We start from the raw sequence: 15,476 nt of genomic DNA on the forward strand, positions 1-15,476 counted from the left end.
AGTCGCAGCTCCGCCCAATCCGGATTAGAGTATCCCCTCCTAGAGGATAGGATGAGCAGGATGACGGAACAGCACGTCCACGAAAGCCACGGCCAGATCGTCAAGCGCCTAAAGCGCGCGGAGGGGCACCTTCGCCGCGTCATCGAGATGTTCGACGACGGCCGATCCTGCCTGGACCTCGCCCAGCAGCTTCACGCGGTCGAGAAAGCGATCACGGAAGCGAAGCGGACGCTCATCCACGATCACGTCGACAACTGCCTCGACGTCGCGGCCAACGGCGGCTCCTCGAAGCCGACCAAGAACGTGCTCGCCGAGTTCAAGGCGATCTCGCGCTACCTCTGACCGGAAGTCGGCCGATGTCCTCTCGAAAGTTCATTTGGACGCTGGGTCTCGCCGTCGTCGTCGCAGCGGGCGCGCTCGCGGCCTGGGGACCGGGCGTATCGGCGCTGCGCAAGACGGTGGGCCTGGCCGCGGCGGAGCCGCCGCAGCACTCGAAATCGCAGGCGGAGGAGCGGAAGTCCATCATCCGGATGGACGACGAGCGGATCGCGTTGGCCAAGATCGAGCAGGCCAAGGCTGTGCCAGCGACGATGGCGACGAGATTGTCGGTCCCGGCCGTCATCGCACCGGACGCCGACCGCGTCGCCCATGTGTCGGTGAAGCTGTCCGGAACCGTCGCCGAGCTCCGCAAGAACATTGGAGACGAGGTCGAGAAGGGCCAGGTTCTCGGAGCGCTGGAGAGCCGGGAAGTGGCCGACGCGAAGAGCGAATACATGGCCGCCCGACTGTCGAATGACCTGCAGCAGGATCTGGCAGCCCGCGACAAGGCTGCCTGGGACGGTAGCAAGGCGATACCCGAGCAGCAGTACATCAGGTCGCGCAACGCCGCATCGCAGACGGCGATGCGTCTCGACATCGCCCGGCAAAAGCTGCTCGCGCTCGGGGTCGACGAAAGCGAGATTACCGCGATCCCACAGGCGCCCGAGGGGACGCTGAGACTTCAGAACGTCCGTGCGCCGATCTCCGGAAGGGTGGTGGAACGCAAGGTTGAACTCGGGACCGCCGTCGGGAGGGACAACCTCGAGACCGAGCTCTTCGTCATCATCGACCTCAGCCGGGTCTGGGTCGAGATGACGGTTAATTCCTCCGATCTGCCGGCGGTCCGCGAAGGGCAGAGCGTCGCAGTGTCCATTCGTGGCGCAAGCGGCGTCGGGACGGGCAAGATCATCTTCGTCAGCCCACTGCTCGACAAGGAAACGCGGGCCGCACGCGTCGTGGCGGTCCTGGATAATCCGGATCGGTTCTGGCGGCCCGGCTCGTTCGTGACGGCGGCCATTGCCGTGGAGTCGCGCCAGGTCCCGGTGGTGGTGCCGGTGACCGCCATCCAGACCGTGGATGGGCGGAAGGTCGTATTCGTGCGGACCTCCGACGGCTTCGAGAAGCGGGACGTGGTGCTCGGTCGCCGGGACGATGGGATGGTCGAAGTGACGTCCGGGCTTGCCGCCGGCGAAACGATCGCGGCTTCGAATACTTTTCCATTGAAGGCCGAGCTCTCCAAGCCGGGCGACGAGGACTGAGATGATCGCGCGTATCGTCGATTTCTCCGTCAGGCGTCGCTGGCTCGTTCTTCTGGTGGTGCTGGTTGCCGCGGCGTCCGGCGTGTGGTCGTTGACCAGACTGCCGATCGACGCGGTTCCCGACGTGACCAACGTCCAGGTGCAGGTGAACGCCGTGGCGCCGGCGCTGACCCCGGTCGAGATCGAGAAACAGGTCACGGTCACCCTTGAGACGGCCTTGGCCGGCATACCCGGCCTGGAGTCGACGCGATCCTTCTCGCGGAACGGTTTCGCGCAGGTGACCATCGTCTTCGTCGACGGCACGAACATCTACTTCGCGCGGCAGCTCGTCGCCGAACGCATCAACGACGCCAAATCCTCGCTGCCGCCGGGCGTCGAGGTGAAGATGGGGCCGGTCTCGACCGGTCTAGGCGAAATTTATTGGTGGGCCGTAGAGTACGAAAAGCCCGGCGCCACCGCGGTCGTGCGTGATGGCGAGCCCGGCTGGCAGAGCGACGGCAGTTATCTCACCCCCGAGGGCGAGCGATTGGCCGACGATTTTCGCCGGACGGTCTACCTCAGGACGGTACAGGACTGGATCGTCCGTCCGCAGATGAAGACCGTGCCTGGGGTGGCAGGCGCCGATGCGATCGGCGGTTTCGTAAAGCAGTATCAGGTGCAGCCGGATCCCGTGAAGCTCGTCGGCTACGGTCTCTCCTTCAAGCAAGTCATCGAGGCGATCGAAGCCAACAACGCCAGCAGGGGCGCCAACTACATCGAGCAGAACGGCGAGGGTTATGTAGTCCGCGCCGCCGGGCGCGTCGAGAACGTCGAGGACATCGGACAGATAGTGGTCTCGACCCGCAACGGCGTGCCGGTGCGGATCAGGGACATGGCCGAAGTCACCATCGGGAAGGAGCTGAGAACCGGAAGCGCCAGCGTTGATGGCCGCGAGGTCGTGCTTGGAACGGCCCTGATGCTGATCGGCGGGAATAGCCGCACCGTTGCCGCTGCGGCGGACGCCAAGATCAAGGAGATCAGCAAGATGCTTCCCCCGGGCATCCACGCTCGGACGGTGCTCAACCGTACGCAGCTCGTTGACGCCACGATCCGCACCGTCGCGACCAACCTGGCGGAAGGCGCGCTGCTAGTGATCGCCGTGCTGTTTTTGATGCTTGGCAACTTCCGGGCGGCCCTGATCACCGCCTGCGTCATTCCGGTCACCATGTTGTTGACGGCGACGGGAATGCTGCGGGGGCACATCAGCGCGAACCTGATGAGCCTTGGCGCGCTCGATTTCGGCTTGATCGTCGACGGCGCGGTGATCATCTGCGAGAACAGTCTCCGGCACCTCGCCGAACGGCAGGTCACCTTGGGGCGCACCCTGACGCGTAACGAACGACTCAAGACGGTCACCGATTCAGCGGTCGAGATGATCCGACCGACCGTCTACGGCCAGCTCATTATCATCCTCGTCTACGTCCCGCTGCTCGCCTTCACCGGCGTAGAGGGCAAGACCTTCGAGCCCATGGCCCTCACGGTGATGATCGCGCTGGCCACGGCCTTCGTGGTCTCCCTTACCTTCGTCCCCGCTGCAACTGCGATCGCCCTGACCAGGCCGGTGAGGGAGAACGAGAACTTTGTGGTTCGGTGGCTGAAGAACGCGTACGCGCCGATCCTGTCGCGTAGCATCGCAAATACCGGCCTGGTCGTCGCATCGGCTGCCGTCCTATTTGCCGCATCGCTCGTCGTATTCTCCCGCCTTGGTCAGGAATTCACGCCGACGCTCGACGAGAAAAACATCGTCATGGAGGTGAAGCGCGTGCCGAGTACGGCGCTGGCGCAGGCTCAGGCCATGCAGCTCGAGATCGAGAAGGTGATCAGCAAGTTCCCGCAGGTCGCGTTCGTCTTCTCGCGCACTGGCACGCCGGACCTGGCAGCCGATCCGATGCCGCCGAGCGCGTCCGACACTTACATCATCGTCAAGCCGCAAAGCGAATGGCCGGACCCGTCGATGACGAAGGACGATCTGATCCGAGAGATCGAGGCGGAGGCGACCAAGATGCCCGGAAACAAGGTCGGCTTCTCGCAACCGATCGAGATGCGCTTCAACGAGCTCATCGCCGGCGTCCGCGAGGATCTCGGCATCAAGGTGTTCGGCGATGATTTCACCGAGATGCAGCGCACGGCGTCCCGCATCGCGGACGTCCTGAGAAAGATCGAGGGCGCCGAAAGCGTGAAAGTCGAAGAAACCAGCGGGCTGCCGTTCCTGGAGATCCGGATCGACAAGGCTGAGATCGCGTGGCGGGGCCTCAATCTCGCAGACGTCCAGGACCTGATCGAGACTGCCGTCGGCGGGCGCGCGGCGGGGCTGGTGTTCGAGGGAGACCGGCGCTTCCATATCGTAGTCCGGCTGAACGACGCGCTGCGCGGCGACATCTCCGCGCTCGAAAGCCTCCCGGTGCCGTTGCCGCATTCGAACCCGAACGCGCCTGCGCCAACGGTGCCCTTGCGGGCTGTCGCAACGTTTGACCAGACCGAAGGGGCCAACCAGATCAGTCGCGAGAACGGCAAGCGGCGCGTCGTCACGACAGCCGAGGTCCGCGGGCGGGACATCGGATCGCTGGTCACTGAGGCCCAAGCGAAAGTCGGGGAAGAGGTGAAGTTGCCGCCGGGGAGCTACTTGGCATGGGGCGGACAGTTCGAGAGCTTCTCGGTCGCGCGCCAGCGGCTAACCATCGTCGTCCCAGCATGCTTCGCGATGATCTTCCTACTTCTCTTCGGGGCAGTGGGATCGGCGCGCGATGCGCTCGTCGTCTTCAGTGCCGTACCGCTCGCGTTGACCGGCGGGATCGCCGCGTTGTGGCTGCGGGGTATGCCGTTTTCGATATCTGCCGCGGTCGGCTTCATTGCCTTGTCCGGAGTCGCCGTGCTCAACGGTCTGGTCATGTTGACCCAGATACGGTCGCTGATCGACGGAGGTGTGCCACTTGCTCAGGCAATACGCGACGGAGCCCTGACGCGCTTCCGTCCCGTCGTCATGACGGCGCTGGTGGCATCGCTCGGCTTCGTGCCGATGGCGCTTGCGACTGGGACCGGCGCCGAGGTGCAGAAGCCGCTTGCCACCGTCGTCATCGGCGGCTTGTTAACCGCCACAGTGCTGACGCTAGTCGTGTTGCCAGCACTCTATGCGAGGTTCGCGGAGCGGGCCGCGAACCATTCCACCGGATCGAGAGGTATCCAGCGAGCTGCCGAATAAAGGTTTTTGATCTGCCCGACGGGCAAAACACTTGATGCTTTCCGACGACTGGCCGTTGTCAAGCCTGCGTCGCGAAAGGATTCCGCTTTACCGAAATTCGGATTTGTCGTATGTGTTGGCCATCCCGGCTCACCAAGAGGGGCGATCGTACGTCGTCGCGATTTCGCGGGCCGGGTTGCGGTGGACGCGGCAGCGTCGGCACGAGAGGCGCGGGCAGGGCGGGTCGTCCCTGTGAGCCCGAGGGCAGCGTGCAGACGAGCGGCGCTGTAAGGTTCGTCTCGCCAACATTTCGATGGCTACGTGCACGACGCCGTCGAACCCTGTGGCGATCGGCGAACGCGCGTACGGCAAAACCGGGTGGTCCTGGCCGTCGTTGCTACGGTCAAGCTCTCGCGGAGGTGCACGCGAGCCCAACCGGGCGGACGGCACCGTCAATTCGCGGAGTGAGGGAGGCCAGAAGGAAATCGGCTCCCGGGAGAGCGCGGCATAAGCCGTCAACCCACTGCGCAGGGAAGGCCGTGTGTTGGGCTTCACCTGTCTGCCGCTGTGCATCTCCTTTGCGCTACATGCGCACAGCGGATCTTTCGGGTGCCAGCCGGCATCCGGCCTTCCCTGCGCCCTCTTGGCTAAAAGGGGGTGGCAAGACGAAGCAAAGCTCGGGCGAAATCCGCCGCGAGAAGGCGAAGGTGTGTCTGCGATTTGAAATGTGATTTGGACTAGTCGAGACCCCGCACCTTCTCCGTCATTGCGAGCGCAGCGAAGCAATCCAGAACCCCACCGCGGCAGCAGTCTGGATTGCTTCGCTGCGCTCGCAATGACGACGTGGAGACAGGTGCACGTCACAACCTTGGTCGTCATGCCCGGGACTTTCCTCGGACATCCACATCTACCCTCACGCAGGGCGGTGCGTGGATGGCCGACAAGCCCGACCATGACAGTGGAGAGGGACAGCAGCAGCGACTCAGTTCATGTGCGTCCGATCATCGCGACGGACACAGGCGCGCAGACGCCGTCACGAAATCTGAGATTGTGGATCGGTCTCGCTCGAGAGGTATGTCAGTAAGCCTGTCCGTGTCTTGCGAGCCACGATCGTGCTATCCATGCAACAGTTTCTTGCGATTTAGCCCTCACCGCAGTCCGTTCGCATCAGCGCCGCTTTTTGGCCACACCCTAACATGAATAAAATCCCTCTAATGTTTTAGGGGCACACGGCGGCCGGCGCAGACGACGAGAAAAATCCCAGGGTCGATTCAAATCTTGGGTCTAACTTTTCGGGTCTGAAAGGGTTGGCTGGGGAAACTGGTTTGCGATGGACGCGAAGACGAACATCAAGGGCAGGCTGCCGAGCCGTCACGTCACGGAAGGCCCTGCGCGCGCCCCCCATCGCTCGTACTTCTACGCCATGGGTCTGACCACCGAACAGATCCACCAGCCCTTCGTCGGCGTCGCCTCCTGCTGGAACGAGGCCGCGCCTTGCAACATCGCCCTGATGCGCCAGGCCCAGGCGGTGAAGAAGGGCGTCGCCTCGGCCGGTGGCACCCCGCGCGAATTCTGCACCATCACCGTGACCGATGGCATCGCCATGGGTCATGACGGCATGCGGTCCTCGCTGCCGTCGCGCGAATGCATTGCCGACTCCGTCGAGCTGACGGTCCGCGGCCACGCCTATGACGCCCTCGTTGGCCTTGCCGGCTGCGACAAGTCGCTACCCGGTATGATGATGGCGATGGTCCGCCTCAACGTGCCTTCGATTTTCATTTACGGCGGCTCGATCCTGCCCGGTAATTTCCGCGGGCAGCAGGTCACGGTGCAGGACATGTTCGAGGCGGTCGGCAAGCACTCGGTCGGCGCCATGTCCGACGAGGACCTCGACGAGATCGAGCGCGTGGCGTGCCCCTCGGCCGGTGCCTGCGGCGCGCAATTTACCGCCAACACCATGGCGACCGTCTCGGAAGCCATCGGGCTGGCGCTGCCGTACTCGGCCGGCGCCCCCGCGCCTTACGAAATCCGCGACGCCTTCTGCATGACGGCCGGCGAGAAGGTCATGGACCTGATCGCCGACAACATCCGGCCGCGCGATATCGTTACCCGTAAGTCATTGGAAAATGCCGCTGCCGTGGTCGCCGCCTCCGGCGGCTCGACCAATGCTGCGCTGCACCTGCCGGCGATCGCTCACGAAGCCGGCATCAAGTTCGACCTGTTCGACGTCGCCGAAATCTTCAAAAAGACACCATATATCGCGGATTTGAAGCCGGGCGGCCGTTATGTCGCCAAAGACATGTTTGAAGTTGGCGGCATACCGCTTCTGATGAAGACGCTGCTCGACAACGGCTTCCTGCACGGTGACTGCCTTACCGTTACGGGCCGCACGATCGCCGAAAACCTCAAGAGCGTGAAGTGGAATCCGCACCAGGATGTGGTGCACCCGGCGGACAAGCCGATCACCGTCACCGGTGGTGTGGTGGGTCTGAAGGGCAATTTGGCGCCAGAAGGTGCGATCGTGAAAGTCGCGGGAATGTCCAACCTCAGGTTTACCGGTCCGGCCCGGTGCTTTGACCGTGAGGAGGACGCTTTCGAGGCGGTCCAGAAGCGCACCTATCGGGAAGGCGAAGTCATCGTGATCCGCTACGAGGGGCCGAAAGGCGGCCCCGGTATGCGGGAAATGCTCCAGACCACAGCGGCGCTGACCGGGCAGGGCATGGGCGGCAAGATTGCGCTCATCACCGACGGCCGGTTCTCGGGCGCCACCCGCGGCTTCTGCATCGGCCATGTCGGGCCCGAAGCGGCCGTCGGCGGCCCGATCGGGCTGCTCGAGGACGGCGACATCATCGAGATCGATGCGGTCGCCGGTACCCTTAACGTAAAATTGAGCGACGATGAGCTGGCTCAGCGCCAGACCAAGTGGCGGCCTCGCGCGACTAACCATACGTCGGGTGCGCTCTGGAAGTATGCTCAGCAGGTTGGGCCAGCGCTCGGTGGGGCAGTAACCCATCCGGGTGGCGCGCACGAGAAGCAGTGCTATGCGGACATCTAGGCGTACCATAGTTGCGTTTGCGTTCGGGGCTTTAGCGTTGGCCGCGCCTGCGCTCGCTTTCGACGGTGCGCCGGTCAACCAGAAGGATACGGCTATCCCGGTTGTCACGGCAGCACCGAACGCTGCCGGTGCACTGCGCAAGGCCGTACCGCCGGCCGTAACCCAGGAAACCTCGCTCAGCGCCCTGCAATATGCTGCCGAAGGCGGCCATCCGATCGCGCAGTGGAAGCTTGGCCGCATGTACGCCAATGGCGACGGCGTCGCGCAGGACGACTTGCGCGCGTTCGAATATTTCAGCCGGATCGCCAATGCCCATGCCGAGGACAGCCCGTCGGCGCCGCAGGCGCAGATCGTGGCCAACGCCTTCGTCGCGCTCGGCCGCTACTATCTCAGCGGCATCCCGAACTCGAAGATCAAGGCCGACCCGGACCGGGCACGAGAGATGTTCTCCTATGCCGCATCCTATTTCGGCAATGCGGATGCGCAGTACGATCTCGCCCGCCTGTACCTGAAGACGCCGGACGCCTCCCGCGAGGATTTCCGCTATGGCGCGCGCTGGCTCGGGCTTGCGGCTCAGAAGGGCCAGCACGAGGCGCAGGCGCTGCTCGGCCAGATGCTGTTCAACGGCGACCGCCTGCCGCGGCAGGCCGCGCGCGGCCTGATGTGGCTGACCCTGGCGCGCGACAGCGCCGGGGCCGACGAGACCTGGATCAAGGAAAGCTATAACCGCGCCTTCGCCAAAGCCTCCGACGACGACCGTGCGATGTGCCTGCAAATGCTCGAGCAGTGGGTGCAGGGCCGCCGGGAGTGATCACTGCGCCGTGGGGTGGGCGAAGGCGCCTCGGCGCCGTGCCCGCCATCAGACCATAGTTCACACCGCCTCGAGATCCAGATCCGCCCACACCGGCACGTGGTCCGAGGGCTTCTCCCAGCCACGCACATAGCTGTCGATGCCGACATTGGCGAGCCGGTCGCTCGCCTGCGGCGACATCAGCAGATGGTCGATCCGCAGGCCCTGGTTCTTCTGCCAAGCGCCGGCCTGGTAGTCCCAGAAGGTGTAGAGCCCCGGCTCGTCGGTGACCGCTCGTAATGCGTCGGTCAGGCCGAGGCCGAGCAGGGACTGAAAGCTCTCGCGTGTCTCGGCCTTGAACAGGGCGTCCTCGGTCCAAGCGACCGGGTTGTAGACGTCGCGGGCGGCGGGGATAACGTTGAAGTCGCCTGCGAGGATCAGCGGCTCCTCGGTCTTAAGCCGCTCCTTCGAATACTCAAGAAGTCGCGACATCCATTTGAGCTTATAGGGATATTTGTCGCTGCCGACCGGATTGCCGTTGGGCAGATAAAGACAGGCGATGCGCAGCACCCCGCGCTTGAGCGTCACGACTCCCTCGAGGAAGCGGGCGTGGGCGTCCTCGTCGTCGCCGGCGAGCCCCGACTTGGTCTCGTCGAAACGGAATTTGGAGAGCAGGGCGACGCCGTTGAACGTCTTCTGCCCATGGGTGACGACGTTATAGCCGAGCGCCTCGATTTCGAGCCGCGGGAAGGCCTCGTCGACGCATTTGATCTCCTGCAGGCAGGCGATGTCCGGCTGGCACTCCCGAAGCCAGGTCAGGAGAGGGTCGATCCGCTGCCGGACCGAGTTCACGTTCCAAGTAGCTACTCTGATGGACATGTCGGGCGGCTCCAGGCGAGAGGCCACCGTTAGAACAAACTGCAAACGCGCCCGTCAAGGCGGCGCCCCGGCGGGCACAAAATCGCCCACAAAATTAACCCGGCTTAAGCCGGCTCTGGGCCATTGATTGGCGAAAAGGTTGCTCGGATGGGATGGCCGGAAAAGTCCTTAAGTCGACATCAGCCGCGTGACGGCCTTGTCGGTGCGTTCCTGTATTGGCTCGGCGGCTTCGAGATCGAGGATGGCCTGACCGCCGATCTCGGCGAGCGCGAGATGCGCCGCATCCGCGCCAAGCAGATCGACGCGGTGATGCGGCTCATCCCCGTGACGATGGCCGTGAACCTGCTCACGGTTGCGATCGTGCTGATCCTGTTCTGGGGCAGGGGCTGGAACGGCTTCCTGGCGGTCTGGGGCCTGACGCTCGCCGCCGCCGCTTCGCTCGCGGTGCGCTCATGGCAGCGATCGCATCAGAAGGCGCCGCAGGAGGCCTCGAGCGGCGCCATGCGGCAGATGATGCGTCGGGCGTTTTTCCTCGCGGCGATCTGGGGCACGCTGCCGCTCGCGCTGTTCAGCCGCGTCGAGCCGACCAGCCAGCTCATCCTCGCCTGCCTGATGGTCGGGATGATGTCTGGCGGTGCCTTCACGCTGTCGACCTTCCCCCGCGCCGGCCTTGTCTATCTCGCGACCATGACGATCGCCTGCGCCGGAGCGCTGCTGCTGTGCGGCGCCGGGCCTTACCTCGTGACCTCGGTGTTCCTGCTGCTGTTCGCGTTTTTCATGGCGCGCAACATCGTCTCGCAGGGCAACCTTTTCCTCGGCAATCTCAAGGCACAGCTCGCGCTCGAACGGCAGACGGAGATCATTTCGCTGCTGCTGAAGGACTTCCAGGAAAACGCCAGCGACTGGCTGTGGCAGACCGACGCCGACGGACATCTGACCGACGTGCCCGAGCGCTTTGCCGCCGTCGCGCAGCTCCCCCTTCCGCTGCTGAAGGGATCGCACTTCGCCGATGTCCTCGACATGCTCTGTCCCGAGGACAAGACGGCGGCCTACAACGTCGTCGGCCTGATGGAGCAGGGCGAGCCGCTGCATGAGATGAGCGTCAAGGTCGTCGCCGGCGGCGAGGCGCGGCTGTGGTCGCTGACTGCGAAGCCTGCCTATGACCGCGACGGCCAGTTCCTTGGCTATCGCGGCTTCGGCCGCGACGTGACCGAGCGCTGGCGCGCCGAGAAGGCCGAGGCCGAGAGCCGCGCGAAATCGGATTTCCTGGCGGTGATGAGCCACGAGATCCGCACGCCCATGAACGGCGTGCTCGGACTTGCCACGATGCTGCTCGAGACCAAGCTTGATCCGGAGCAGCACGAGGCCGTCACCACGATCCGCGAATCCGGCGATAATCTGCAGCGCATCCTCAACGACATCCTCGACCTCTCCAAGCTCGAGGCTGGGCGCTTCGAGTTCGAGGCGATCGATTTTGCGCCGCGGGCGCTGGTCGAGACGGTTGCGACCGTGGTGCGGGCAGGCGCCAAGAGCAAGGGGCTGGCGGTCAAGGTCGAGCTCGATCCCAACCTGCCGCCCGCGCTACGCGGCGACGTCGCGCGCATCCGTCAGGTGCTGCTCAACCTCGCCTCCAATGCGGTGAAGTTCACCGACACCGGCGAGGTGACCATCGCCGTGACCTGCCAGGCGCGGCGCGACCTGCTCGCCACCGTAGAATGGACCGTGACCGACAGCGGCATCGGCATCGCACCGGAGAAGGTCGGCCAGCTCTTCACCGACTTCTCGCAAGCCGACGCCTCGATCAGCCGCCGTTTCGGCGGCACCGGACTTGGGCTCGCGATCTCCCGGCGCATCATCGAGCAGATGGGCGGCACCATCGGCGTCACCTCGACACCGGGCAAGGGATCGACCTTCCGCTTCACGCTGGTGCTGCCCTGGGGCCAGGCGCTGGCCTCCGACCAGGAGGCCGGCCGCGACGAGGCGGACGAGCTCAAAGCCCGCATCGCTGATCTCGACCGGCCGTTGAACGTGCTCGTCGCGGAAGACGACGCCGTCAACCGCATGGTCGTGAGCAAGATGCTCGGCGCCTTCGACGTCGAGCTGCGGGTTGTGACCGACGGCGTCGAGGCCGTGGAGGCCGTTTCCGAAGTCGGCTACGACGTGGTCCTGATGGATGTGCGCATGCCCGACATGGATGGGCTTGCCGCGACCCGTGCGATCCGCGCGCAGGGCGGGCGCTTCGCAGCGTTGCCGATCATCGCACTGACGGCCAACGCCTTCCCCGAGGACGTCAAGATCTGCCGCGAGGCCGGCATGTCGGACTTTTTGGCAAAACCTTTGCGCCAGCCTGCGTTGATCGCGGCGCTGCTGCGGGCGCTGAACCACGTGGCGTCAGACGACGCACCACTTCAGCCGGAGGCGCCGTTCGAAGCGGAGTTGGCGGGCGAGGGGAAAACCGTGGCAGGCGTCTAGATCGAGAAGCTCGTCCCGCAGCCGCACGAGGCGGTCGCGTTGGGATTGTTGACACGGAACGAGGCGCCGATCAGATCGTCCACGAAATCGACCTCCGACCCGGCGAGGAACGGCTGGGACGCGGAATCCACCAGCACCACCGCGTTGTCGCGCTCGATCACGAGATCGTCGTCGGCCCGCGCGCGGTCGATGTCGAACTTATATTGGAAGCCGGAGCAACCGCCGCCCTCGACCGAGATCCGCAGCATCGCGCCGGAACCTTCGCCCTTGAGGATCTCCCCGATCCGGCGGGCGGCGCGGTCGCTGATGGTCACGTCAGTCGTCATCGTTCGTCTCCGATCGCGCGTCATACCGAATTCACTTGCCCAATTCATTTGGTATCCCGCGTCCGGCATAGTTAAGTGCAAGGGTCCGCAGAATCAAATGGATAGGGACTAAATTCGTCGTGTCTGTCGGAATGGCTGCCCCCCGCGCGCCCTATGCCTGCGATCCCGATCGCAGCCGCGGCCGGCTGGTCGCGGAGCCGCCGAGCCGGACTCGTAGCCCGTTTCGGCGCGATTGCGACCGTGTGATCCACTCCACCGCATTCCGCCGCCTGAAGTACAAGACCCAGGTGTTCGTGTTCCATGAGGGGGATCACTACCGCACCCGGCTGACCCATTCGCTGGAAGTTGCCCAGATTGCCCGTGCGCTGGCCCGTCAGCTTGGACTGGACGAGGATCTCACGGAAACCCTGGCGCTGGCCCATGATCTCGGCCATCCGCCATTCGGTCACGCCGGCGAGCGGGCGCTCGACGCGTGCCTGAAAAGCTTCGGCGGCTTCGACCACAACGCCCAGACCCTGCGCGTCGTCGCCGCGCTCGAGCACCGCTATCCCGAATTCGACGGGCTCAATCTCACCTGGGAGTCGTTGGAAGGCATCGTCAAGCACAACGGCCCGCTGACGGATCGCAGCGGCGCGCCGGTCGGGCGTTACCGCGAGCACGGCGTTCCCGTCGGTATCGCCGACTACGTCAGGACATATGATCTCGAATTGTGGAGCTTCGCCTCGCTGGAGGCGCAGGTGGCCGCGATCGCCGACGACATCGCCTACGACGCCCATGACATCGACGATGGCCTGCGTGCCGGCCTGTTCCACCTCGATGATCTCAGGGTGATGCCGCTCACGGCCGAGATCATCGCCGAGACTGCCGCCCACTATCCCGATCTAGAGGACGTCAGGCGTGGTGCCGAACTGGTGCGCGAGCTGATCTCGCATCTGATCGGCGCGGTATTCGCGGAGGCGCAGAAGAACCTCGCCGCGGTCAAGCCGCAGTCGGCCCAGGACGTGCGTCGGCAGAGCCGGGCGCTGATAGCGTTTCCGCCCGCCGTGGCCGAGGAGGAGGCCGCCATCAAGGCCTTCCTCTATCAGCACATGTACCGCCACAAGCGGGTGATGCGGGTGATGGAGGAGGCGGAGCAGATCCTGTTCGACCTGTTCGCAAAATACCTGACGTCGCCGGCCGAACTGCCGCCGGAATGGCTGCTGGGTGCGGAGGGCGACAGCGAGGGCGACCGCGCCCGCCGGATCGGCAATTTCATTGCAGGAATGACCGACCGTTTCGCCCTGACCGAGCACCAGCGGCTCTTTGACTCGACCCCGGATTTGCGTTAGGCGGCGCCCATGCCCGACACATCTTCATCTCTGCACCTGTTCGCCGACGTGCTCGCGCGCGTGCACGCCGCCTGCCGCGCACTCGCGACGGAAGCCAACTGGCCCGAGGGCATCGATTTCTCGCGCGTGGTGGTCGAGCCGCCGCGCGACCCGTCTCATGGCGACATGGCGACCAACGCCGCCATGGTGCTGGCGAAGGAAGCCAAGACCAAGCCGCGCGACCTCGCCGAGCAGATTGCGGAGCGGCTCCGCGCCGACGCGCTGATCGCCAAGGTCGACGTCGCCGGTCCCGGCTTCATCAACCTCACGCTGAAGCCCGCCGCCTGGACCGAGTCGCTGCGGACCGTGCTGCGCGAGGGCGGCGAGTACGGCCGCATCCATGGCGGGTCGAAGGTCAATGTCGAGTATGTCTCGGCCAACCCGACCGGACCGATGCATGTCGGCCATTGCCGCGGCGCCGTGTTCGGCGATGCGCTGGCCAGCCTGCTGCAGTTCGCCGGCCACGACGTGACGCGCGAGTACTACATCAACGATGCCGGCGCCCAGGTCGACGTGCTGGCACGGTCCGCCTTCCTCAGGTATCGCGAGGCACTGGGCGAGAGCATCGGCCCGATCCCCGATGGGCTCTATCCGGGCGACTATCTCAAGCCAGTCGGCGCGGCCCTCGCGAAGGAGCACGGCGACAAGCTGCTCACGATGAGTGAAGCCGAGTGGCTGCCGACGGTTCGCGCCAAGGCGATCGCGATGATGATGGACGAGATCAAGGACGATCTTGCCGCCCTCAACATCCGCCACGACGTGTTTTTCTCGGAGCGTTCGCTGATCGAGAGCGACAACAACAAGGTTGCCGAGACCATCGATTTCCTGCGCGCCAAGGGCGACATCTACGAGGGCCGCCTACCGCCGCCGAAGGGCGCGCCGGTCGAGGACTGGGAAGATCGCGAACAGCTCCTGTTCAAGGCGACGGCTTACGGCGACGATGTCGATCGTCCGCTGATCAAGTCGGACAACTCCTACACCTACTTCGCTTCCGACATCGCCTACCACAAGAACAAGTTCGACCGCGGCTTCGCCGAGATGATCGACGTGTGGGGCGCCGACCATGGCGGCTACATCAAGCGCATGCAGGCGGCGGTGAAAGCGACGACATCCGGCAAGGGAAGCCTCGACGTCAAGATCGTCCAGCTCGTCAAGCTCCTGCGCAACGGCGAGCCAGTCAAAATGTCCAAGCGATCCGGGGACTTCGTCACCTTGCGTGAGGTCGTGGATGAGGTCGGCCAGGACGCCGTCCGCTTCATGATGCTCTACCGCAAGAATGATGCGGTGCTGGATTTCGACCTCGCCAAGGTCATGGAGCAATCGCGCGACAACCCGGTATTCTACGTGCAGTACGGCCATGCCCGCGGTCACTCGATTTTCCGGAACGCCAGGGCGGAGGTATTTCCAGAACTCCCTGAGGAGGCGGACAAGCGCCTTGCCTGGCTCGGCGAGTCGGCGCTGGAGCGGCTGTCAGACCCGGCGGAGCTCGACCTGCTCAAGCGGCTCGCAATTTATCCGCGGATGCTGGAAGCGGCAGCAGGCGCCCATGAGCCGCACCGAATTGCCTTTTATCTCTATGACTTAGCTAGCGAATTTCACGCGCTTTGGACGAAGGGGCGCGATCTGCCCTATTTACGCTTCATTATCAATAATGATGCACAGCTTACAAAGGCGCGGCTGGCCATGGTCCAGGGCGTCGTCTCGGTCCTGGCATCGGGCCTCGCCATCCTCGGCGTCCATGCCCCGAACGAGATGCGGTAGTTTGGGGCGAACTACTTAATGGGAATTCGGGG

Annotated in this window: 10 protein-coding genes; 8 read left to right on the forward strand and 2 right to left on the reverse strand. The window is 64.5% G+C overall.

The genetic code is table 11. The annotated features are described in order from the left end of the window. The first annotated feature begins 60 nt into the window (after positions 1 to 60). The 5 genes from MTX21_RS05005 (at position 61) to MTX21_RS05025 (ending at position 8,660) form a co-directional block, all read left to right on the forward strand. On the forward strand, positions 61 to 342 hold the full coding sequence (locus MTX21_RS05005; protein WP_280970971.1) for a metal-sensing transcriptional repressor: 282 nt from the start codon (positions 61 to 63) through the stop codon (positions 340 to 342). Between the two features lie 14 nt (positions 343 to 356). Further along, positions 357 to 1,577, forward strand: coding sequence for an efflux RND transporter periplasmic adaptor subunit (locus tag MTX21_RS05010; RefSeq protein ID WP_280970800.1), 1,221 nt, complete (start codon positions 357 to 359; stop codon positions 1,575 to 1,577). Between the two features lies 1 nt (position 1,578). Further along, positions 1,579 to 4,815, forward strand: a complete 3,237-nt coding sequence (locus MTX21_RS05015) for a CusA/CzcA family heavy metal efflux RND transporter (RefSeq protein ID WP_280970801.1) — start codon at positions 1,579 to 1,581, stop codon at positions 4,813 to 4,815. Between the two features lie 1,309 nt (positions 4,816 to 6,124). Next, positions 6,125 to 7,849, forward strand: a complete 1,725-nt coding sequence (gene ilvD, locus MTX21_RS05020) for a dihydroxy-acid dehydratase (RefSeq protein WP_280970802.1) — start codon at positions 6,125 to 6,127, stop codon at positions 7,847 to 7,849. Further along, the gene (locus MTX21_RS05025; RefSeq protein WP_280970803.1) at positions 7,836 to 8,660 is read left to right on the forward strand and encodes a tetratricopeptide repeat protein; all 825 of its coding nucleotides are present in this window, start codon (positions 7,836 to 7,838) and stop codon (positions 8,658 to 8,660) included. Before ilvD ends, MTX21_RS05025 begins: the two co-directional genes overlap by 14 nt. Before the next feature lie 60 nt (positions 8,661 to 8,720). On the opposite strand, the gene xth is transcribed toward MTX21_RS05025, so the two are convergent. Further along, on the reverse strand, positions 8,721 to 9,518 hold the full coding sequence (xth, locus tag MTX21_RS05030; protein WP_280970804.1) for an exodeoxyribonuclease III: 798 nt from the start codon (positions 9,516 to 9,518) through the stop codon (positions 8,721 to 8,723). A 147-nt stretch (positions 9,519 to 9,665) separates the two neighbouring features. On the opposite strand from xth, the gene MTX21_RS05035 reads away from it, so the two are divergent. Beyond that, positions 9,666 to 11,990 (forward strand): ATP-binding protein, encoded by a 2,325-nt coding sequence (locus tag MTX21_RS05035; RefSeq protein WP_280970805.1) that lies wholly within the window; start codon positions 9,666 to 9,668, stop codon positions 11,988 to 11,990. Here MTX21_RS05035 and erpA read toward each other — a convergent pair. Beyond that, positions 11,987 to 12,316 (reverse strand): iron-sulfur cluster insertion protein ErpA, encoded by a 330-nt coding sequence (gene erpA / locus MTX21_RS05040; protein ID WP_280970806.1) that lies wholly within the window; start codon positions 12,314 to 12,316, stop codon positions 11,987 to 11,989. The genes MTX21_RS05035 and erpA overlap by 4 nt on opposite strands. Positions 12,317 to 12,447: 131 nt before the next feature. Between erpA and MTX21_RS05045 the strand changes: the two genes are divergently transcribed. Both MTX21_RS05045 and argS read left to right on the forward strand, forming a co-directional pair. Further along, positions 12,448 to 13,644, forward strand: coding sequence for a deoxyguanosinetriphosphate triphosphohydrolase (locus tag MTX21_RS05045; protein WP_280970807.1), 1,197 nt, complete (start codon positions 12,448 to 12,450; stop codon positions 13,642 to 13,644). A gap of 9 nt (positions 13,645 to 13,653) precedes the next feature. Then, the gene (argS, locus tag MTX21_RS05050; RefSeq protein WP_280970808.1) at positions 13,654 to 15,444 is read left to right on the forward strand and encodes an arginine--tRNA ligase; all 1,791 of its coding nucleotides are present in this window, start codon (positions 13,654 to 13,656) and stop codon (positions 15,442 to 15,444) included. Positions 15,445 to 15,476 lie beyond the last annotated feature (32 nt).

The sequence above is a fragment of the Bradyrhizobium sp. ISRA430 genome (assembly GCF_029909975.1).
Taxonomy (GTDB): Bacteria; Pseudomonadota; Alphaproteobacteria; order Rhizobiales; family Xanthobacteraceae; genus Bradyrhizobium.

Excerpts from the sequence above, each read along its gene's own strand:
- erpA (WP_280970806.1), bottom strand. The coding sequence starts at position 12,316 with ATGACGACTGACGTGACCATCAGCGACCGCGCCGCCCGCCGGATCGGG.
- argS (WP_280970808.1), top strand. The coding sequence starts at position 13,654 with ATGCCCGACACATCTTCATCTCTGCACCTGTTCGCCGACGTGCTCGCG.
- MTX21_RS05010 (WP_280970800.1), top strand. The coding sequence starts at position 357 with ATGTCCTCTCGAAAGTTCATTTGGACGCTGGGTCTCGCCGTCGTCGTC.
- MTX21_RS05025 (WP_280970803.1), top strand. The coding sequence starts at position 7,836 with ATGCGGACATCTAGGCGTACCATAGTTGCGTTTGCGTTCGGGGCTTTA.
- MTX21_RS05045 (WP_280970807.1), top strand. The coding sequence starts at position 12,448 with ATGGCTGCCCCCCGCGCGCCCTATGCCTGCGATCCCGATCGCAGCCGC.
- ilvD (WP_280970802.1), top strand. The coding sequence starts at position 6,125 with ATGGACGCGAAGACGAACATCAAGGGCAGGCTGCCGAGCCGTCACGTC.
- xth (WP_280970804.1), bottom strand. The coding sequence starts at position 9,518 with ATGTCCATCAGAGTAGCTACTTGGAACGTGAACTCGGTCCGGCAGCGG.
- MTX21_RS05005 (WP_280970971.1), top strand. The coding sequence starts at position 61 with ATGACGGAACAGCACGTCCACGAAAGCCACGGCCAGATCGTCAAGCGC.
- MTX21_RS05035 (WP_280970805.1), top strand. The coding sequence starts at position 9,666 with ATGGGATGGCCGGAAAAGTCCTTAAGTCGACATCAGCCGCGTGACGGC.
- MTX21_RS05015 (WP_280970801.1), top strand. The coding sequence starts at position 1,579 with ATGATCGCGCGTATCGTCGATTTCTCCGTCAGGCGTCGCTGGCTCGTT.